The sequence below is a fragment of the Yersinia sp. 2553 StPb PI genome (genome assembly GCF_052217105.1).
Classification (GTDB): domain Bacteria; phylum Pseudomonadota; class Gammaproteobacteria; order Enterobacterales; family Enterobacteriaceae; genus Yersinia; species Yersinia enterocolitica_E.
The window spans coordinates 1,151,720-1,171,166 of sequence record NZ_JAZGPX010000002.1 but is presented as its reverse complement, the minus strand read 5'-3'; the positions used below and the strand labels follow the sequence as shown (position 1 = coordinate 1,171,166).

Genomic DNA, 19,447 nt, shown 5'->3' with positions numbered 1-19,447 from the left:
TCGCGGTGTCATTGTGGTGCTCAGGTTTCGGAGAGTGTTATGTCTAAAACATCCATAAAATCGACAGCGCTTGAACAACGAGTCAGCCTGAGTGAACACGGTTTCGGTGCCTGGTCCATGCAGGCCATGACGCGCTACGGCTTACTATTATTGTGTATTTTATTGGTGCTGGTGTTCTCACTGACCACCCCGTCGTTTGCTTCCATGCTCACTTTGCAGGCCATTTTGTCCAGTAAATCAAAAATTGCTTTGCTGGCACTGGCCGCCACTATTCCGATGATTGTCGGCAAGATCGATTTAAACGTCGGTTTCGGTATTGTGCTCTGGCACATTCTGGCGATAACCCTGCAAGTGCAATACGGTTTTTCTTGGCAGGCTGCCGTCATAACCGTATTGATAATTTCGGCACTTTACGGGCTATTAAACGGCATATTGGTAGCATTAGCCGACATTGATAGCTTTGTGGCGACCTTAGGCTCCGGCACCGTGCTTTACGCCATCGCGTTATGGCACTCAGGTGGCCGTCAGATAGTCGGTGATCTTCCTGATGCTTTTATTGCACTGCACCATACCGAGATATTCGGCATTCCTATTGTTGCATTCTATGTATTGATTATCGCCGTGGTGCTGTGGCTCATTACCGAACATACCCCGCTTGGCCGCTGTATGTATGCCGTGGGTGGGAATCCCGCGGCCGCCCGGCTTAACGGGATTTCGGTCAACCGTTTTACTGTCGGTGCATTTATCACCTCCAGCGTGTTGACCGGATTCAGTGGTGTGCTCATCGCCTCGGAGCAAGGGGTTGGCCAGGCCAGTGTCGGTATGGACTATCTGTTACCAGCACTGGTCGGTGCCTTCCTCGGCAGTACCACCATCCGCCCAGGCCGGGTCAATGTATGGGGAACGGTAGTAGGGATTGCGATTCTGGCAATTGGTATTGCAGGTATTCAGCAATTCGGTGGCGAGTTCTGGGTTGAACCCTTGTTTAACGGTGCCACATTGCTGCTTTCCATCACCTTAGCCGGTTATGCCCAACGGCGCAGATTATTGAATCAAAAAGCCGTCAAGCCCAACCAAACGCCGGGCAACACTAAAAAAGCTACAAATTCTTAACCTCACCAAGGAACAGAATATGAAACGCAATTTGATACTACAGGGCTTAGTTTTTACCACGCTATTTACCACAGCATTACCCGGCTGGGCTGACAGCTATCTTGATGAAGCCAAGGCCGCAGTCAGTAAGGCCACATCAACGGTGACTGAATGGGATGGCCCCACCAGTGGCCCAGCACTGCAACCCAATAAACATATTATTTTTATTGCTTCTGATATGAAAAACGGCGGCGTGCAAGGAGTACAAGAAGGCTTATCACAAGCGGCCAAAGCCGCTGGCTGGAAGCTGGAAACACTTGATGGCGGAGGCTCGGTTAAAGATCAGTTATCATCATTAAATCAGGCGATTGCACAAAAACCTGACGGTATTGTTATCGGTGGTTGGAATCCCAATGTCGCGAAAATACCACTCAAAAAAGCCATTGCACAAGGTATTGTGCTGACCGCCTGGCATGCCGTCCCAGAGCCGGGTCCGGTGAAGAATTACAATATTTTTTATAATGTTACCTCCGACTCCAATGATGTAGCCCGTATTGCTGCACTGTATGCCGTAGCAAAATCAGAAGGTCAGGCCAAGGTACTGATTTTCACTGATTCGCTGTATCAAATCGCGTTGGACAAAGCCAATGTGATGAAACAAACCATTGAGAAATGCACCGGATGCCAGGTGATTGAATTTATTGATACCCCGTTGGCAGATACCGCCAACCGTATGCCAGCAATGACTTTCAGCCTGTTACAAAAATACGGTGATAACTTCCAATACGCTTTAGCAATTAACGACCTCTACTTTGATTTTATGGCCCCTGCCCTGAAAACGGCTGGTAAAGGTGGCAAGAACGCGCCTTACAATATTTCGGCGGGGGATGGCTCTATTTCTGCCTATCAACGCATCCGCTCTGGCGACAGCCAGTCAGCTACGGTGCCGGAGCCGTTGAAGCTGCATGGCTGGCAACTACTGGATGAATTTAACCGTGCATTCGCCAAACAGCCTCCCTCTGGCTACGTGACTCCTGCTCATTTGGTTACCCGCGACAACATAAGCAGCGACGGGGGTGATAAACAGATGTTTGACCCACAGAACGATTATCAGGGTCACTATAAAGCTATTTGGGGCGTGAAATAAGTCAGGCGTAAATACGCCGTCGGAGGCAGCAACCATGACCACGTTAACGCTGGCTGAGACAGGTATTGGTGAATTATCGGCGGTGTTGGCCGCCGATAGCCCACTGGAATGTTTATGCTCCCCAGCTATCTGGGCGGAAGGGCCGGTCTGGTTACCACAAGAAAATGCGGTGGTATTCAGTGATGTAAAAGGGAACCGGATGTTTCGCTGGTGTCGCGACGGCGAACTCAGCCTCTACCGGTCACCGTCCAACTTTGCTAATGGTAATGCCCGTATGGCTAATGGCTCGATTGTCAGTTGTGAGCATGGCCGACGCGGTATCAGCCAGACTGATATACAAGGCAATATCACGCTATTAGTTGATCGTATCGACGGCAAGCGTTTTAACTCGCCCAACGACATTGTAGTGAAATCAGACGGTACCTTATGGTTTACCGATCCGCCTTATGGCATTACCGGCGACGACGAGGGCTATAAATCAGAAAGTCAGGTTATTGGCTGCTACTTGTACTGTTTCGATCCTAAAGATAGCTCACTACGTATCGCCGCTTGTGACTTACAGCGACCAAACGGGCTGGCTTTTTCGCCAGATGAACAACTGCTGTATGTGGCGGATATGTCAATTGTCGATTTCCCCACCCTCGGCCGGCGGCAGTTGCGGGTTTACCCCGTAATTGGGTTACAACTGGGTGATGGCCGTGTTTTTGCAGAAATATCACCGGGCTTCCCTGATGGATTCTGTGTCGATCATGCGGGCAATCTATTTTGCAGTTGTGCGGATGGTGTGCTGGTTTTTACCCCACAAGCAACATTACTGGGTAAGATTTCAGTTCCTGAGCGGGTATCAAATTGCACTTTTGGCGGACCGAACGGTGATGAACTGTATATCACTGCCGGTACTTCACTGTATCGCATCAGAGTGAATACTTATGGCTGAGAAAAACCCATAACCCAGCCCCCTATCCATGCCGGATTCATCCGGCATTAACCCTCGTAACCCCATAATAAAACAGGATTATCCTGCGTACGACCACGTCGTGTCTGTGCGCCACACTGCCTAAATAATCAACAAAACGAGGTGGTGATCACATTTTGACTAAAAACAATATAACTGATTGTTTTTAAAAAACATTTAACTACGGCGCTGCTTTGACTTCACTTCTGTGGAGGTATAGCATTAATTTGAAATGTGATTTCGTATATTGAAATTTAGCGCATCAAAAAAATACACTTCAATTTTTAAATTATTCAGGGGAGCGCGCAATGAGAGTCAGTTACCAGCAGTTAAAGGCAGAGTTTAAACGGGTACTATTGGCGCGAAAAGTGAGTGAAGTTACCGCTGATGCTTGTGCCGAGATGTTTGCGCAATCCACTGAATACGGTGTTTATTCCCACGGCGTAAATCGATTCCCACGTTTTATTCAACAATTGGAAGCCGGTGATATCGTGCCTGATGCTATTCCAACGAAGGCATTAGCACTCGGGGCTATCGAGCAATGGGATGCTCATCAGGCTATTGGCAATTTAACCGCCAAACAAATGATGGATCGTGCCATGGTATTAGCGGATCAGCATGGTATTGGGGTGGTTGCCTTGCGCAATGCTAACCATTGGATGCGCGGTGGTGCCTACGGCTGGCAAGCGGCAGAACAAGGTTATATTGGCATCTGCTGGACAAACTCAATTGCTGTAATGCCGCCGTGGGGAGCCAAAGAGTGCCGTATCGGCACCAATCCTCTGATCATTGCCGTTCCCGGTGAAACCATCACTATGGTCGATATGTCTATGTCGATGTTCTCTTATGGCATGCTGGAAGTTAACCGATTGGCGAGCAATACATTGCCCGTGGATGGTGGTTTCGATAATGACGGCAATCTCACGCGGGATCCGGCCATTGTTGAGAAAAACCGGCGCATCCTGCCAATGGGTTATTGGAAAGGTTCTGGTTTATCCATTGTGCTGGATATGATTGCCACCCTGCTCTCTGGCGGTTTATCCGTTGCCGAAGTCACGCAAGACAAATCAGATGAATTCTGTATCTCACAAGTGTTTATTGCCATTGAAATCGACCGTCTGATTGATGGCAAAACTCGCGATGAAAAATTAAAACGCATTTGTGATTATGTCACTCAAGCTGAGCGCGATAACCCTGATGTCGCTATTCGTCTACCAGGGCATAAATTCCCACGCGTTAAAGCGGAAAATCAGCGCGATGGTATTCCCATTAATGACCAGGTTTGGAAAAAAATCTTAGAAATGTAATTAAAATCAATAAAATTCAGCAGGATACTTATTTTTATCTTGAAGGAGAATTAAGAGCAGTGAGTCCTTAAAATATTTAGCCAATGGATTAACCTCGAGAGTTTAAATAAATATCCAGCGGAATAATCTCGGATGAAAAATTAATCATCTTTAAATTTAAACATTAATAATAAATAGGAAAGGCGTCTTTTTATATAAATATACTTGATATTTATATTACTAGCTGTCGCCTCCTTATTGGCACTGTTGCTGCCCAAAATAGACAAAAAAGCTGACCGGAGGCTGAAATGGAATATTGGTTGGGTATCGATTGTGGCGGCACCTTTATTAAAGCGGGTCTGTATGACCGAGACGGTAACGAATGCGGGATCGCGCGGCAAAATTTAGCCATTATCAGCCCCCAGCCGGGATGGGCTGAGCGCGATATGACTGTGCTATGGCAGGCAATGAGTGCGGTGATTCGCCAACTGTTAGCCCGCCACACGATTCCCCCCAGCAGTATTCAGGGCGTGGGCATTTCTGCTCAAGGTAAGGGACTGTTTTTACTTGATAAAAAAGGTGAGCCATTAGGCAATGCCATATTATCCTCTGACCAACGGGCGCTGTCATTGGTTAAACAGTGGCAACGAGATGGCATCCCACAAATGCTCTATCCAATCACCCGCCAAACATTGTGGACCGGGCACCCGGTATCCTTGCTGCGCTGGTTGAAAGAACATCAACCCAGCCGTTATGAGCAGATTGGCAGCATTCTGATGGCCCACGACTATTTGCGTTACTGCCTGACCGACCAATTAGGTTGCGAAGAGACCAATATCTCAGAATCTAATCTCTATCCGATGGCCGAAGGTGGCTATCAACCCGCACTGGCACAACTGTTAGGTATCCCTGAAGTTATGGCAGCCCTGCCACCGATTGTGGGTTCGGCACAAATTGTCGGCACCATCACTCAGGCTGCCGCCAATGCCACCGGTCTGCCGGTTGGCCTCCCCGTTGTCGGCGGTTTGTTTGATGTGGTCTCTACCGCCCTCTGTGCTGGCCTGAAGGATGAAAGCCGATTAAATGCAGTGATGGGGACCTGGTCGGTGACCTCGGGAATCACCGACCAGCTTAAAGCTGATGTTGAATATCCCTTTGTTTATGGCCGTTATGCCGAAGCAGGTAAATACATCGTGCATGAAGCCAGCCCGACCTCTGCGGCCAATCTGGAATGGTTTACCCACCAATGGTTTGGTGCTGAGGGCGGGAAAACAGACTACCAACAGCTTAATCAATGGGTAGCACAGTTACCCAAAGCAGGTAGCCAGCTACTGTTTGTGCCGTTTTTATATGGCTCCAACGCTGGATTAGGAATGTGTGCCGGATTTTATGGCATGCAATCTTTCCACCAGCGCCAACATCTGGTGCAAGCCATCTACGAAGGGGTGGTATTCAGCCATATGACCCACCTCAACCGAATGCTGAAACGCTTTTCGGCCGTCAGCGCACTACGGATTACCGGCGGACCGGCTCAATCACTGCAATGGATGCAGATGTTTGCCGACATCAGCGGGTTACCGGTAGAGCTGCCGCAAGTTGAGGAGACGGGTTGCCTGGGCGCATCACTGGCGGCAATGGTTGGCACGGGGCGCTTTGTCGATTTCAGTGATGCTCAGCAGGCCTTAACCCCGCTACTGCACACTCTGCAACCCGATCAGCACGCCCGACAAGCATATCAGGAGAAATATCTCCGCTATCAGGCACTGGTTGCTGCTCTTGGCACTTTGCAATGAGCTTCTATTGCTCAGGCAAGGTTGCGGCACCGACTCTATTTAGGACATTGATACTATGACAACTCAGCACCTCAGGCCGCAATTACAACTCGCACTGGACAATACCCGGCTTGATGCCGCACTGGCGACCACCGCGTTGCTGCACCGCCATGTCGATATCATCGAGGCCGGTACCATCCTGTGTATCAGTGAAGGTATTCAGGCGGTCAAAACTCTACGTCAACGGTATCCACAACATACGCTGGTCGCTGATCTTAAAGTGGCTGACGCGGGCGCCACACTGGCGCAGCAAGCATTTTCTGCCGGCGCAAACTGGATGACGGTGATTTGCGCAGCCCCTCTCGCCACCATGGCAGCCGCATTGGAGGTGGCAAAGCAACATGATGGCGATATCCAGATAGAACTGTTTGGCCACTGGACGCTAAATGACGCTAAAAACTGGCGTGACTTAGGGTTAACTCAAGCCATTTATCATCGTGGCCGCGATGCTCAAGCCAGCGGACAAAGCTGGAGTCAGGCTGATCTAGAGAGGATGCAGACACTGTCCGACTTAGGAATCGAACTGTCGGTTACCGGCGGTATCACTCCTGCTGATTTACCCCTCTTCCACACCATTGCGGTACGTGCCTTTATTGTCGGCCGTGCACTGTCTGAAGCCGAACATCCCGTAGCCACCGCCACCGCGTTCCACCATGCCATTGACGCTATTTGGGGGAAATAATATGCGCCAACATCCATTAGGTATTTATGAAAAAGCATTGCCTAAACACTTGAGCTGGCCTGAGCGTTTAGCCTTAGCCAAAGCATGTGGTTTTGATTTTGTTGAAATGTCTATCGATGAAACAGATGAAAGGTTAGCGCGGCTCAGTTGGAGCAAAGCACAGCGTTTATCTCTGGTTGATGCCATGTTAGAAACCGGGATTGCAATCCCTTCCATGTGCTTGTCGGCTCATCGCCGCTTCCCTTTTGGCAGCCATGATGACGAGTTGAGAAAGCAGGCCTACCTTTTGATGCAACAAGCGATTCAATTGGCGAAAGACGTGGGTATCCGCACCATTCAGTTGGCGGGCTATGATGTCTATTACGAAGAGCAGGATGCTGGCACTCTAAAGCGCTTTACCGAAGGGCTGCAATGGGCAGTACAACAGGCAGCCGCCGCGCAGGTTATGTTGGCGGTCGAAATAATGGACACGCCGTTTATCAATTCGATCAGTAAATGGAAGGTCTGGGATAACTGCCTCGCTTCACCGTGGTTCACGGTTTATCCTGATGTCGGCAACCTGAGTGCCTGGGGTAATGATGTCAGTAATGAGTTATCGATAGGAATTGACCGTATTGCAGCCATTCATCTGAAAGATACTTATCCAGTCACTGACCAGTCACCAGGGCAATTTCGTGATGTGCCTTTTGGTGAAGGATGCGTGGATTTCGTCAATGTTTTTAAGACACTTAATCAACTCAATTATCGCGGCGCATTCCTGATTGAAATGTGGACGGAGAAAGCAGAGGAACCGGTGGCGGAAATTGTTCAGGCTCGCCGCTGGATTGAACAACGAATGCAACAAGGGGGTCTCACCCCCTAATTTAACGTTGGCTGCATTACGGTATTGGCAAAGAAACGAATTGGGAACAAAAAACCTACAGAGACGGCTGACATTGGTTGTGTAAAGGTGTTTATCACCACCAACAATGATTTACATTATGATCTATTGCTTTTGAGTAGCGCTGGGTGTATTGCTATTTCTACAGGATGTGCTCATAATCAATTTCCGTTTCCGTGTAGCAATGGTTACTGGAACGCCGCCCCGATTGTTCATGCAATCGGGGCGTTTTATTTGGTCGCTATCCACCATTTCTCGCGCCAAAAACGCGCAACCGCCCCCCTACCGTGCATCTCTCACTATTTAGCTTTTGCCCTGACAATGATAAATACGGAACAAAATAATACTTTCCATCCGTTTTTCTTCCGTATTTTGTTGCCTATGATTTGTTCACCGGTCAACGAGGGGAGAAATATAATGCAAAAGATTACAGACGATCTGTCGGATCTCGAACGCTACTTCCAACAAACACACCAGCAATGCACCGCCAAAACACCTTGGTTTACGCGTTGGTTATATCTTCCGGTAGCAGAAAGAATGCAAATACTGGATGACTTACTGCTGCCATATTCAGAGAAGCCCCAGCAGAAGCAATAAGCGCTGTGAGTGAATGCAGATAGTTGACCTCATGAAGAGAGGCCCAGACGGGAGGTGGCTGCAACGGGCTCACTCAGATGTGTGCGTTTTAGCCAACTCTATGGCAGCTTGAATCGCTGAGCGCGCTTGCGGGCTATTCTTCCAACAAGTAGAACCCACCATGGCCGCCGCACTGGTGACAATTTCACCCATATCCGCCTGACTGAGTTGCGCAAGGGAGGTAAAACCGAGTTGTTCCAGGCGGGTGACTACCGTTGGCCCGACCCCTTTGACGGCTAACAGCGCATTGCGTTCATCGGCGTTAAAGGCCATATCAGCTTACTCCACATTTAACTATTAGAGCCGTTTTCTGGCCGCATTCTCCGCACTGAAGAACCAGAGTTCTGGCATACGGTTAGGATAAAAACGAATTTCGTAAGTATCTTTCAGGGGGGCTAAACGCCAACGCGGCCGGGCTTCACGCTTAGGTTTTAAAAAACGTAACCGACCACGCGCACGCGCGGCCTGCGTATCTAACACCCATGCAGCAGAAGCCGATAGTGGCTGACGAGTATATTCGTCTTCAACGCTGATATCACAAATGCACAAAACCGTATTCCTTGCAGAAATTAATGCTGACATGATTATTCTGGATCTACCCTATTGAACCAACTGTTGCTCGCCAGAGATTTGATCTATATCACATATAAGTTACCGTAGCGTTGGCAGCATTTATTCACTCAACCCGCTCACTTACCAGTGATTCATCAGCCACAAGTTAATCCCCGATAGCCTTTTGCCTGACGTATCGCGTAGAGTGGCAAAGTAGGGAATAATGCACTGTTGCAATATATTTACCCAATGTACGACTAATTGCCTGATATGCTTTACTTTCATCGGGGCGTTTGATGTTATTTTCGGAGTAAGACTGATGCAAGATATTTTCGAATTATGTAAAGCCATTGGTTTAGGCTTGGTATTACTGCTGCCACTGGCAAACCCGTTGACAACGGTAGCCCTATTACTTGGGTTATCTGGCAACATGACCAGCGAGGAGCGCAATCAGCAATCGAAGATGGCATCAATCTATGTCTTCTTTATTATGACCATCGCTTATTATGCCGGCCAGGTTGTGATGAATACCTTCGGTATTTCTATTCCCGGTTTGCGTATTGCCGGTGGGCTAATTGTGGCGTTTATTGGTTTTCGTATGCTTTTTCCGCAGCAATCAGCTGAAGATACGCAATTAGAAGCAAAATCGCAGGATTTAAAGAAGCGAAAATCTATTAATATCGCCTTTGTGCCACTGGCGATGCCAAGTACCGCTGGGCCAGGTACTATTGCCATGATAATCAGTTCTGCCGCATCAATGAAAGGCCATGCTGTATTCAGCCCATGGGTCGTTACCGTTGCCCCAGTGCTGATTTTTCTTTGTGTTTCATTGATTTTATGGGGTTCACTGCTCAGTTCCGGGGCCATTATGCGCTGGGTGGGCAAAAGCGGCATTGAAGCCATTTCACGCTTGATGGGGTTCTTGCTGGTGTGTATGGGCGTACAATTTATTATAAACGGCATCCTGGACATTATTGCCAACTACCATCCAGCACTTGCATAACCAAGAGTGAGATTGAAGAGGGAAACGCTAGCCGATGTTTATACTGATAACAGTTACGGCGCCTATAAGACTACATCGGTTAGCGTTTTAATATTACTCTGACATTGCCCGGTACGCGGTATCTACTTTCCACAAATAGCGTGGTGCTTGTGCGGCCGGATGTTTCTTTTGTATATGCTGATAAAACTCGTTCGGGCTAAGACTATTTATTTTATTTACTGCCAGACGTTTATCTGATGAAAAAGTCCGTAGCATCGCCCCCGCACCATTGGCATAAGAAACGATGGTGGCATAACGCAATGTTTGCGGATCACTTATCCCCGCTAACTGCTGGTTTTGCAAAATATTGATATACGCCGCGCCAATATCAATATTCTTCACCGGATCTTTTAATTCACCTGAACTCGGTTGACCATCGCGCCCTTTCATCCGGTAGGCATCTCGACCAGCGGTAGAGGCTTTAATCTGCATCAAACCCACAGCATTCGAGGTGCTCACCACATCAGGATTGTAACCAGACTCCACCTGAATAATGGCTTTAATCAACGTTTCATCAACGCCGTAATGGCTAGCTGCTTGTTTAATTACATCGCTATAGGCAACTGTACTTGAACCGCCGCTGCTTTTCGGTGCGTTAAGGAAACCACCCTGTGGCGCTTTCTTCAGCCACCCGTTATTTGCTTGTGGTGACGGAGTTTGTTTAGCACACCCCGCCAGCAATAAAATTGCCATTAGGCAACCGACTTTTGGATTCACAGTATTCCCCGTGCTGATAAGCCGTTTTGTAGCATATACAAGTTGTCACCTCGTCCAAATAGATTTTTTGGCCTAGCTTGACCATTATCAACATAATGATCAGGCTATATTCAGTAACTATCGGTAAGTTTTAGTTTATTGTATGGCAAGGCTTGACTTCATCGCTAATGATATTGATAATCATTTTCATTTAAAGAAAGGGAACATCGCCATGTTTATTAAGCAAAAAATACCCTACCTGCACTCAATTAGCCGTATTACACCTCGTTTTTTACCTGCCATTACCCTATTGGCTCTTGTTGCATTCTCCTCGATGATCAGCAACTCAGCCTTGGCAGAAAATAAACCCAGCGACTCTGATAAAAAATTCAAAATTGTGACTACATTCACAATTATTCAAGATATTGCGCAGAATGTCGCCGGTGATGCTGCCATTGTTGAGTCAATCACCAAACCCGGCGCAGAAATTCACGACTATCAGCCCACGCCACGAGATATCGTGAAGGCACAATCAGCAGACTTGATTCTCTGGAATGGGATGAACCTGGAGCGCTGGTTTGAGCGTTTCTTTGAAAATATTAAAGATGTCCCTTCGGCTGTGGTTACAGATGGCATCACCCCCCTGCCTATCCGTGAAGGGCCATATAAAGGTATTCCGAATCCACATGCCTGGATGTCACCATCAAACGCTTTAATCTATATTGAGAATATTCGTAAAGCACTGGTGGAGCACGATCCCACCCATGCTGAAACCTATAATCGTAATGCCAAAGCTTATGCTGAAAAAATTGCCGCCTTGGATGCCCCGTTGCGTGAGCGTTTATCTCGCATCCCCGCACAGCAACGGTGGCTGGTGACCAGTGAAGGTGCCTTCAGTTATCTGGCAAAAGATTATGGTTTTAAAGAAGTTTACTTGTGGCCAATTAATGCGGAAGAGCAAGGTTCCCCGCAACAAGTGCGCCACGTGATTGATACCATGCGCGCAAATAAAATCCCGGTGATATTCAGTGAAAGTACTATTTCCGATAAACCGGCGAAACAAGTTAGCAAAGAAACCGGTGCACAATATGGTGGTGTGTTATATGTAGATTCTCTGTCGAATGAAAAGGGGCCGGTCCCCACTTATATCGATCTGATTAACGCCACTGTACAAACTATCGCGAAAGGATTTGGTCAATGAGCCATGCTGTTTTTGTCCGCCCGGAGCTGGTAGTGGATAATGTCACTGTCACTTATAACAACGGGCATACTGCTATCTATGACGCCAGTTTCTCACTGACCGGTGGCACAATTTGCGCCTTGGTCGGTGTGAATGGTAGCGGTAAGTCGACACTGTTTAAAAGTATTATGGGGTTAGTTAAACCCAGTGTCGGGAAAGTAGAGCTGAGTCATAAACCCATCAGCCATGCCTTAAAACAAAATACCATCGCTTACGTGCCGCAGACCGAAGATGTCGACTGGAATTTCCCAGTGTTGGTGGAAGATGTGGTCATGATGGGCCGTTATGGCAAAATGAATTTTCTGCGCATCCCGAGCCGGGAAGATAAAACCATTGTCGATAAAGCCATTGAGAGAGTCGGCTTGACGGCATTACGGTCACGTCAGATCGGTGAGCTATCGGGGGGGCAAAAGAAACGGGTGTTTCTGGCACGCGCGTTGGCACAGCAAGGCTCAGTCTTGTTATTGGACGAGCCGTTCACCGGCGTTGACGTCAAAACAGAAAATGCCATTATTGATTTATTGCGGGCACTGCGCGATGAAGGCCATCTGATTCTGGTTTCCACGCATAACCTCGGTAGCGTGCCAGAATTTTGTGACCACGTGATTCTGATTAACCAAACCGTGCTAGCCGCCGGGCCGACCGAAACCACCTTTACCCAAAAGAATCTCGAAATGACTTTTGGTGGTGTTCTGCGCCATATCAATCTCTCCGGTACGGCACTGCACGATGATAATGACCCACGCACCGTCACGGTCATTACCGATGATGAACGTCCTGCGGTATTTTATGGTCACACCAAGAATGACCCGCCGGCACAGAGTCAGTCAAAGGAGAATAACCCCTGATGCTGGAACTGTTACTGCAACCGTTTAACTACAATTACATGGTCAAGGCTATCTGGGTCAGTGCGATTGTTGGTGCCGTCTGCGCATTCTTATCGGCATATCTGATGCTGAAAGGTTGGTCGCTGATGGGGGATGCGCTATCGCACTCCGTCGTTCCGGGAGTTGCTGGCGCTTATGCTCTTGGGCTGCCTTATGCCGCTGGTGCATTCTTTACCGGCATGCTCGCCGCATTGGCGATGACATTAGTGCGCCATATCACTCGTCTGCGTGAAGATGCCATCATTGGTTTCATCTTCTCGACCTTTTTTGCTGTTGGTTTATTAATTGTTTCGCTCAACCCTACCTCGGTCAATGTCCAGTCGATCATTTTCGGTAATATTCTGGGGATAGCAGACGAAGATGTATTGCAGGTAGAGATCATAATTTTGGTTTCGTTTGTGATTCTATGTCTGATCTGGAAAGACTTGCTGGCGGTGTTTTTCGATGAAAGCCACGCTATGTCGATAGGACTATCACCCCTGCGCCTGAAAATTTTGTTCTTCACCCTGTTAAGTGCCTGTACTGTCGCGGCTTTACAGACTGTTGGCGCGATCTTAGTCATTGCCATGGTGGTGACCCCCGGGGCGACGGCTTACCTACTCACGGACCGTTTCAGCCGCTTACTGATGATAGCGATTGCCATTGGTGCCTTTACCAGTGCCTTTGGTGCATATCTCAGCTTCTATCTGGACGGCGCAACAGGCGGGGTCATTGTGACCTTACAAACACTGGTCTTCCTCTTAGCCTTTTTCTTCGCGCCGAAACACGGATTACTGGCGACCCGTTTTCGTTCGCGGCAAAAACGCCGTCACCCATTACCCCACCTGCCAGAGGATAATGTATGAATACATTGTTTAGTCTGGTCAGCGAACCCTTCGCCTACCCCTTTATGCAACGGGCGATAGTGGCCGCGATTATTACCGGTGTGGTGTGTGCAGTCTTGTCTTGTTATCTGGTGTTAAAAGGCTGGTCATTAATGGGGGATGCTATCTCTCATGCCGTGCTACCAGGCATTGTGCTGGCCTTTTGGCTCGGTATTCCGCTGGTTATCGGTGCCTTTGTCTCAGGTATATTCTGCGCGATTGCCACCGGTTATTTAAAAGATAATAGCCGGGTCAAAGAAGATACCGTTATGGGGATTGTGTTCTCCGGTATGTTCGCATTTGGCCTGGTGCTATTTTCCCGCATGGATACAGACCAGCACCTCAGCCATATTTTATTCGGCAATATGCTGGGTATTTCATTAGCGGAACTGAAACAGACATTGTGGATTGCCGGCTTCACTCTGTTGGTGGTGCTATTAAAGCGTAAAGATTTCATGCTCTACTGCTTTGATCCAAACCATGCCAGGGTGATTGGGCTGCCGGTCAAATTGCTGCACTATGGCTTACTTTGCCTGCTAGCATTGACCATCGTGGCATCATTGCAGGCGGTTGGGGTTATTCTGGTTATCGCCATGTTAATCGCCCCCGGTATTATCGCCTTTATGGTTTGCCGTAGTTTTGATCAAATGCTGATTGTTGCCACACTGGTGTCAGTGGTGGCCTGTGTGCTGGGCACCTTAATCAGTTTCCATATTGATGGTGCCACGGGTCCCTGTATTGTCATTATTCAGGCACTGTTCTTTGTGGTCGCCCTGATTTATAGCCATATAAAACCCGTAAAGGGCCGAAAAATATCCCCTCAGGCCAAAGCTGCTAGCGCTAAAAACCTGCCGAAAGGTAACCTGCTATAATCAATTAAGTCCCAATAAATATGCCGGATGGCCATTACGCTGTACGGCATATTTATTATTCAGATTCAGCCAGCAGCAAGTTTTTTACCATGCCATTTTTGTCGTAATATGAGCAAAACAGCGAAACGACTAACACTTTACCAGTAGAATCAGTCTTTTGTTTGATCCGGCACGGGTATCCCTGTGCGCCAGCTCTTGTTCTTCGCAGCATAAAGACGCTAACCTAATGATCTGTAGCCAGAGTCATTGGACTTGCAGGTAGCGGCGAATGTCAAATCGGCCGGGAGTCGATTTAAATAGCATTAATGCTAGCCCGCAGGATGAGCCTTATGGATTAGGCTCATTAATCCTGATGCGCTAATGTAGTCGAGTGATTAGGATAAGTTAACGTCGCTAACAACCCTGTAATTTCAAGTTCACAGGGTTTAACTGGCAGCTAATAGGGGGTGAATCATGTGGCAAGCAGTGAATCGTCTGTTAGGTGAATATCTCGGTCCCGCCGAAATTCGGGAAAGGACTGAATTACCGGGCGGAGATATTCATGAAGCCTGGCGTCTCAGTTATGGTGAGACTGAGGTTTTCGTAAAATGCGATACCCGTGAGATGTTACCCATATTTACCGCCGAAGCTGATCAACTCGCTTTATTATCCCGCAGCAAAACAGTCCAAGTCCCTGAAGTCTACGGCGTGGGCAGCGATCGCGATTACAGTTTTCTGTTACTAGAGTATCTCCCCCTAAAGCCACTCGATGCGCATAACGCCTATTGTCTGGGCCAGCAATTAGCCCATCTGCATCAATGGAGCGAACAACTGCAATTCGGGCTGGATTTTGATAATGATCTGGCCACCACACCGCAGCCTAATAGCTGGCAGCGCCGCTGGGGGCAATTCTTTGCTGAGCAGCGTATCGGTTGGCAATTGCAATTAGCGGCGGAAAAAGGCATGTCTTTTGGTGATATCGACCAGATAACTGACTTAGTTCACGCACGTTTACAAGGCCACCAGCCACAGCCCTCACTCCTACACGGTGATTTATGGCCAGCTAACTGTGCTGCCAGTGCCCAAGGGCCAGTAATTTTTGATCCCGCCTGTTATTGGGGAGATCGCGAGTGCGACCTTGCGATGTTACCGCTCTACCCTGCCTTACCCGCCCAAATTTATGATGGTTATCAGCGTGTTTGGCCGCTGCCTGCCGATTTTATTGAGCGCCAACCTATTTATCAGCTTTATTATTTATTGAACCGCAGTAATTTATTTGGTGGACAACACTGGATTAACGCGCAGCAAGCCGTTGAGCATTTGCTGCACCCCGAACGTTTTTAGTGAGATACCCGCTCGCTGGTTAGCACGAATAACCCGCCTATTATAAATAGCACCCCCAATTATTGGCTAGCCAACCAATAAGGGTGCTTTTTTTATGACCAACTTCTCATAACGAAAGACGCCTTTCCTAAAAAAACATGAACAAAACCACAGATTAGATGCATTTCCACTGACTAATAATGACGTGACACCCTGTTCTTTTTTGCCAGCGACAACCCACGGCAAAAAGCGCTTACTTAAATAAAATCAAAAGCCTTCGTCGAGGAATATCTCATAACCTTCGATAGGCATTCTATTGCCAGTAATTGGGAGCAAGACAAATGGTGGATATGCGTGAGTGGGAAAACCTCGCTAATAAAGAATTAAGCAAACGAGGAAAAAAAATAGAAGATTTGATCAGCAAGACGCCCGAAGGTATTGCGGTAAAAGCACTTTATACCGCCAGTGACCTTGATGGATTAGAGGTTACTGGCTCATTCCCCGGTCTTGCACCCTACGTCAGGGGGCCAAGAGCCACAATGTATGCCGCTCAGCCCTGGACAATTCGCCAATATGCTGGTTTTTCAACCGCTAAAGAATCAAATGCCTTTTATCGCAAAAACCTGGCTGCGGGGCAAAAAGGTCTTTCTGTAGCATTTGATCTTGCCACTCATCGTGGTTATGACTCAGATAACCCACGCGTTTCTGGTGATGTGGGTAAAGCAGGTGTGGCAATTGATAGCGTTGAGGATATGAAGGTTCTGTTCGACCAAATACCACTCGATAAAATGTCTGTTTCGATGACGATGAATGGTGCGGTGCTGCCCATTCTGGCGTTTTATATCGTCGCGGCCGAAGAGCAAGGGGTAGAGCCTGCGCTACTGACCGGCACTATTCAGAACGATATTCTGAAAGAATATCTGTGCCGCAACACCTATATTTACCCACCCAAACCCTCCATGCGCATTATTTCCGACATCATCGCCTGGAGTTCGCAAAATATGCCGCGCTTCAACACTATCAGCATCAGTGGCTACCATATGGGAGAAGCCGGCGCTAACTGCGTGCAGCAAGTGGCTTTTACTATTGCTGATGGTATTGAATATATCAAAGCGGCCTTAAATGCCGGTTTAAATATTGATGACTTCGCCCCACGCCTCTCATTCTTCTTCGGCATTGGCATGGATCTGTTTATGAACATCGCCATGTTACGCGCCGCACGCTACCTCTGGAGTGAGGCGGTCAGTGGATTTGGCGCAACCGACCCTAAATCATTAGCGCTACGAACCCACTGCCAAACTTCAGGGTGGAGCCTGACCGAGCAAGACCCCTACAACAATATTATTCGTACTACCATCGAAGCTCTGGGCGCAACACTCGGCGGCACACAGTCTTTGCATACCAATGCTTTTGATGAGGCTCTCGGCCTACCGACTGATTTTTCAGCACGCATTGCGCGTAATACACAAATAATCATTCAGGAAGAATCGGCGATTTGCCGCACCATTGACCCGCTGGCAGGCTCTTATTTTGTCGAGTCATTAACCGATCAAATGGTGAAACAAGCCAGAACCATTATCAAACAGATCGATGATGTGGGCGGCATGGCCAAAGCCATTGAGGTTGGGCTACCCAAACGGATGATTGAAGAGGCGTCCGCCAGTCAGCAATCACTTATCGATCAGGGAAAACGCGTTATTGTCGGGGTGAATAAATATAAGTTAGAGACAGAAGCTGAAACTCAGGTGTTGGATATTGACAACGTTAAAGTGCGCAATGGACAAATTGCACAACTTAAACGTATTCGCGCCGAACGAGATAACAGCGCGGTTCAACAAGCATTGCTAAACCTGCGTCATGCGGCGGAAAACCATGAAAATCTACTGGAAGCCGCAGTTCAAGCTGCACGACTGCGGGCAACACTGGGTGAAATCTCAGATGCAATGGAGAGGGTGTTTGACCGCTACCTGGTACCAAGCGAATGCGTTACCGGTGTCATTGCGCGCAGCTATCACCAGAGCGAGAAAGACGCTCTGGAATTTGATCAAATAGTGGCGCAGACCCAAACGTTCTTCAGTGAGAATGGGCGCAGACCCAGAATTCTGATTGCCAAAATGGGCCAGGATGGCCACGACCGGGGGGCTAAGGTTATTGCCAGCGCTTACTCTGACCTCGGTTTTGATGTCGATCTTAGCCCGATGTTCTCAACACCGGATGAAATCGCCCGTCTGGCGGTGGAGAATGACGTTCACGTCATCGGTGCTTCTTCCCTTGCCGCCGGCCACAAAACATTGATCCCCGAGTTGATTGAAGCGCTGCGTCAATATGCACGGCCAGATATTCTGGTGGTGGCTGGGGGGGTTATTCCGCCACAGGACTACGCCTTCTTGCGTGAACAGGGTGTGGCAGCAATTTATGGGCCGGGTACACCAATGCTCGTTAGCGTGCGTGACGTTCTACAACTCATCAGCCGCCGCCATGATTGATATCGACAATATGGCGGACTACGTTCACCGTTTACGCCACGGAGACCGAGCCGCATTAGCGCAAGCCATGACCCTGGCAGAAAGCCGCCTCCCCCGACATCAGGCATTAAGCGCTCGGCTGTTAGACCGCATTATGCCTTATACCGGTCAGGCTAAACGGCTAGGCGTTACTGGCACACCCGGTGCGGGGAAAAGCACCTTTCTTGAGGCGCTAGGCGAAGAGTTATTGGCACAAGGGCATAAGGTCGCGGTGATTGCCGTTGACCCCAGCAGCCCGATCAGTGGCGGCAGCATTTTGGGCGACAAAACCCGCATGCTGAATCTCTCACGCGCTGAGCATGCGTTTGTGCGCCCGGTGCCGTCAGGGGGCCACCTCGGTGGGATAAGCCAGAGTACCCGCGAGTTGATCTTGCTCTGTGAGGCCGCAGGCTACGACGTCATCATCGTTGAAACCGTCGGCGTTGGGCAGTCTGAAACCGAAGTGGCTGAAATGGTGGACTGCTTTATCTCTTTGCAAATCGCCGGTGCGGGCGATGACCTACAAGGCATTAAGAAAGGCATTATGGAAATGGCCGATTTTATTGTGATTAACAAAGATGACGGCGACAACCATAGCAATGTTGAAATCGCCCGCCATATGTATCACAGCGCACTGCATATCATTCGCCGTAAATATCCCGCATGGCAGCCACGGGTTCTCACCTGTAGCGCGTTGGAAAAACGCGGTATCCGCGAAGTGTGGCAAGCAGTACAAAGTTTTTGGCCGGTCATGACGCAAAGTGGGCAGCTCACCACCTTGCGCCAACAACAAAATCTTGGTTGGGTGCGTCATCAGGTAGAGGCAAATGCACTTGCAATGCTGTTTTCTCACCCCGAGGTCCGCCAGCACTATCAGCAAATTGAAGATCTGTTACGTCAAAATCAAATCTCGCCGCGAGCCGGTATTAATGACGTAACCCATTTTATTACACAAAAAATTATCAATTAAAGGGAACAA

Annotated in this window: 19 protein-coding genes; 16 read left to right on the top strand and 3 right to left on the bottom strand. The window is 48.5% G+C overall.

Features of this window, described 5'->3' with window-relative positions:
- Positions 1–39 precede the first annotated feature (39 nt).
- The 8 genes from V2A84_RS06655 to V2A84_RS06620 all read left to right on the top strand — a co-directional run bounded on the left by V2A84_RS06655 (position 40) and on the right by V2A84_RS06620 (position 8,471).
- Positions 40–1,113, top strand: coding sequence for an ABC transporter permease (locus tag V2A84_RS06655; RefSeq protein WP_083158691.1), 1,074 nt, complete (start codon positions 40–42; stop codon positions 1,111–1,113).
- 19 nt (positions 1,114–1,132) lie between these two features.
- Positions 1,133–2,239, top strand: coding sequence for an ABC transporter substrate-binding protein (locus V2A84_RS06650; RefSeq protein WP_083158690.1), 1,107 nt, complete (start codon positions 1,133–1,135; stop codon positions 2,237–2,239).
- Between the two features lie 34 nt (positions 2,240–2,273).
- Positions 2,274–3,176 carry an SMP-30/gluconolactonase/LRE family protein gene (locus tag V2A84_RS06645; protein WP_227746531.1) on the top strand — a complete coding sequence of 301 codons (903 nt, stop codon included), beginning with the start codon at positions 2,274–2,276 and terminating at the stop codon, positions 3,174–3,176.
- Positions 3,177–3,502: 326 nt separating this feature from the next.
- Positions 3,503–4,501, top strand: a complete 999-nt coding sequence (gene yiaK / locus V2A84_RS06640) for a 3-dehydro-L-gulonate 2-dehydrogenase (RefSeq protein WP_442848662.1) — start codon at positions 3,503–3,505, stop codon at positions 4,499–4,501.
- A gap of 287 nt (positions 4,502–4,788) precedes the next feature.
- Entirely contained in the window at positions 4,789–6,273 is a 1,485-nt protein-coding gene (locus V2A84_RS06635) for an FGGY-family carbohydrate kinase (protein ID WP_083158688.1), read from the top strand.
- 55 nt (positions 6,274–6,328) lie between these two features.
- Entirely contained in the window at positions 6,329–6,994 is a 666-nt protein-coding gene (ulaD, locus tag V2A84_RS06630; RefSeq protein WP_083158687.1) for a 3-keto-L-gulonate-6-phosphate decarboxylase UlaD, read from the top strand.
- Position 6,995: 1 nt separating this feature from the next.
- The gene (locus V2A84_RS06625) at positions 6,996–7,856 is read left to right on the top strand and encodes an L-ribulose-5-phosphate 3-epimerase (RefSeq protein ID WP_083158686.1); all 861 of its coding nucleotides are present in this window, start codon (positions 6,996–6,998) and stop codon (positions 7,854–7,856) included.
- 24 nt (positions 7,857–7,880) lie between these two features.
- The gene (locus tag V2A84_RS06620; RefSeq protein ID WP_442848661.1) at positions 7,881–8,471 is read left to right on the top strand and encodes a hypothetical protein; all 591 of its coding nucleotides are present in this window, start codon (positions 7,881–7,883) and stop codon (positions 8,469–8,471) included.
- A 69-nt stretch (positions 8,472–8,540) separates the two neighbouring features.
- Here V2A84_RS06620 and V2A84_RS06615 read toward each other — a convergent pair whose 3' ends face one another.
- Positions 8,541–8,783: a Pathogenicity locus gene (locus tag V2A84_RS06615; RefSeq protein ID WP_083158685.1), complete on the bottom strand. Its 243-nt coding sequence runs from the start codon at positions 8,781–8,783 to the stop codon at positions 8,541–8,543.
- A gap of 24 nt (positions 8,784–8,807) precedes the next feature.
- Positions 8,808–9,059: a hypothetical protein gene (locus V2A84_RS06610; RefSeq protein ID WP_193784813.1), complete on the bottom strand. Its 252-nt coding sequence runs from the start codon at positions 9,057–9,059 to the stop codon at positions 8,808–8,810.
- A gap of 322 nt (positions 9,060–9,381) precedes the next feature.
- Here V2A84_RS06610 and V2A84_RS06605 point away from each other — a divergent pair, with 322 nt between their 5' ends.
- Positions 9,382–10,065 (top strand): MarC family NAAT transporter, encoded by a 684-nt coding sequence (locus tag V2A84_RS06605; protein ID WP_083158683.1) that lies wholly within the window; start codon positions 9,382–9,384, stop codon positions 10,063–10,065.
- A 93-nt stretch (positions 10,066–10,158) separates the two neighbouring features.
- On the opposite strand, the gene V2A84_RS06600 is transcribed toward V2A84_RS06605, so the two are convergent.
- Positions 10,159–10,821 carry a transglycosylase SLT domain-containing protein gene (locus V2A84_RS06600; RefSeq protein WP_083158682.1) on the bottom strand — a complete coding sequence of 221 codons (663 nt, stop codon included), beginning with the start codon at positions 10,819–10,821 and terminating at the stop codon, positions 10,159–10,161.
- 211 nt (positions 10,822–11,032) lie between these two features.
- Here V2A84_RS06600 and yfeA point away from each other — a divergent pair, with 211 nt between their 5' ends.
- The 7 genes from yfeA (at position 11,033) to meaB (ending at position 19,438) form a co-directional block, all read left to right on the top strand.
- Positions 11,033–12,001, top strand: a complete 969-nt coding sequence (gene yfeA / locus V2A84_RS06595) for an iron/manganese ABC transporter substrate-binding protein YfeA (protein ID WP_083158681.1) — start codon at positions 11,033–11,035, stop codon at positions 11,999–12,001.
- Positions 11,998–12,888 (top strand): iron/manganese ABC transporter ATP-binding protein YfeB, encoded by an 891-nt coding sequence (gene yfeB / locus V2A84_RS06590; protein ID WP_083158680.1) that lies wholly within the window; start codon positions 11,998–12,000, stop codon positions 12,886–12,888. The genes yfeA and yfeB overlap by 4 nt, the downstream gene beginning before the upstream one ends.
- A complete protein-coding gene (gene yfeC / locus V2A84_RS06585) occupies positions 12,888–13,772 on the top strand; it encodes an iron/manganese ABC transporter permease subunit YfeC (protein WP_083158679.1) in 885 nt (294 codons plus the stop codon). The genes yfeB and yfeC overlap by 1 nt, the downstream gene beginning before the upstream one ends.
- Complete coding sequence (gene yfeD, locus V2A84_RS06580) at positions 13,769–14,662, top strand: iron/manganese ABC transporter permease subunit YfeD (protein WP_083158678.1); 894 nt, start codon at positions 13,769–13,771, stop codon at positions 14,660–14,662. The genes yfeC and yfeD overlap by 4 nt, the downstream gene beginning before the upstream one ends.
- Before the next feature lie 453 nt (positions 14,663–15,115).
- Positions 15,116–15,985: a fructosamine kinase family protein gene (locus V2A84_RS06575; RefSeq protein ID WP_442847794.1), complete on the top strand. Its 870-nt coding sequence runs from the start codon at positions 15,116–15,118 to the stop codon at positions 15,983–15,985.
- A 320-nt stretch (positions 15,986–16,305) separates the two neighbouring features.
- Complete coding sequence (gene scpA, locus V2A84_RS06570; RefSeq protein ID WP_420073433.1) at positions 16,306–18,450, top strand: methylmalonyl-CoA mutase; 2,145 nt, start codon at positions 16,306–16,308, stop codon at positions 18,448–18,450.
- Complete coding sequence (gene meaB, locus V2A84_RS06565) at positions 18,443–19,438, top strand: methylmalonyl Co-A mutase-associated GTPase MeaB (protein WP_420073432.1); 996 nt, start codon at positions 18,443–18,445, stop codon at positions 19,436–19,438. The genes scpA and meaB overlap by 8 nt, the downstream gene beginning before the upstream one ends.
- The last annotated feature ends 9 nt before the right edge of the window (positions 19,439–19,447 follow it).

Excerpts from the sequence above, each read along its gene's own strand:
- yfeA (WP_083158681.1), top strand. The coding sequence starts at position 11,033 with ATGTTTATTAAGCAAAAAATACCCTACCTGCACTCAATTAGCCGTATT.
- yfeC (WP_083158679.1), top strand. The coding sequence starts at position 12,888 with ATGCTGGAACTGTTACTGCAACCGTTTAACTACAATTACATGGTCAAG.
- V2A84_RS06650 (WP_083158690.1), top strand. The coding sequence starts at position 1,133 with ATGAAACGCAATTTGATACTACAGGGCTTAGTTTTTACCACGCTATTT.
- V2A84_RS06635 (WP_083158688.1), top strand. The coding sequence starts at position 4,789 with ATGGAATATTGGTTGGGTATCGATTGTGGCGGCACCTTTATTAAAGCG.
- V2A84_RS06655 (WP_083158691.1), top strand. The coding sequence starts at position 40 with ATGTCTAAAACATCCATAAAATCGACAGCGCTTGAACAACGAGTCAGC.
- yiaK (WP_442848662.1), top strand. The coding sequence starts at position 3,503 with ATGAGAGTCAGTTACCAGCAGTTAAAGGCAGAGTTTAAACGGGTACTA.
- scpA (WP_420073433.1), top strand. The coding sequence starts at position 16,306 with ATGGTGGATATGCGTGAGTGGGAAAACCTCGCTAATAAAGAATTAAGC.
- meaB (WP_420073432.1), top strand. The coding sequence starts at position 18,443 with ATGATTGATATCGACAATATGGCGGACTACGTTCACCGTTTACGCCAC.
- V2A84_RS06575 (WP_442847794.1), top strand. The coding sequence starts at position 15,116 with ATGTGGCAAGCAGTGAATCGTCTGTTAGGTGAATATCTCGGTCCCGCC.
- ulaD (WP_083158687.1), top strand. The coding sequence starts at position 6,329 with ATGACAACTCAGCACCTCAGGCCGCAATTACAACTCGCACTGGACAAT.
- V2A84_RS06625 (WP_083158686.1), top strand. The coding sequence starts at position 6,996 with ATGCGCCAACATCCATTAGGTATTTATGAAAAAGCATTGCCTAAACAC.
- yfeD (WP_083158678.1), top strand. The coding sequence starts at position 13,769 with ATGAATACATTGTTTAGTCTGGTCAGCGAACCCTTCGCCTACCCCTTT.
- yfeB (WP_083158680.1), top strand. The coding sequence starts at position 11,998 with ATGAGCCATGCTGTTTTTGTCCGCCCGGAGCTGGTAGTGGATAATGTC.
- V2A84_RS06605 (WP_083158683.1), top strand. The coding sequence starts at position 9,382 with ATGCAAGATATTTTCGAATTATGTAAAGCCATTGGTTTAGGCTTGGTA.
- V2A84_RS06645 (WP_227746531.1), top strand. The coding sequence starts at position 2,274 with ATGACCACGTTAACGCTGGCTGAGACAGGTATTGGTGAATTATCGGCG.
- V2A84_RS06615 (WP_083158685.1), bottom strand. The coding sequence starts at position 8,783 with ATGGCCTTTAACGCCGATGAACGCAATGCGCTGTTAGCCGTCAAAGGG.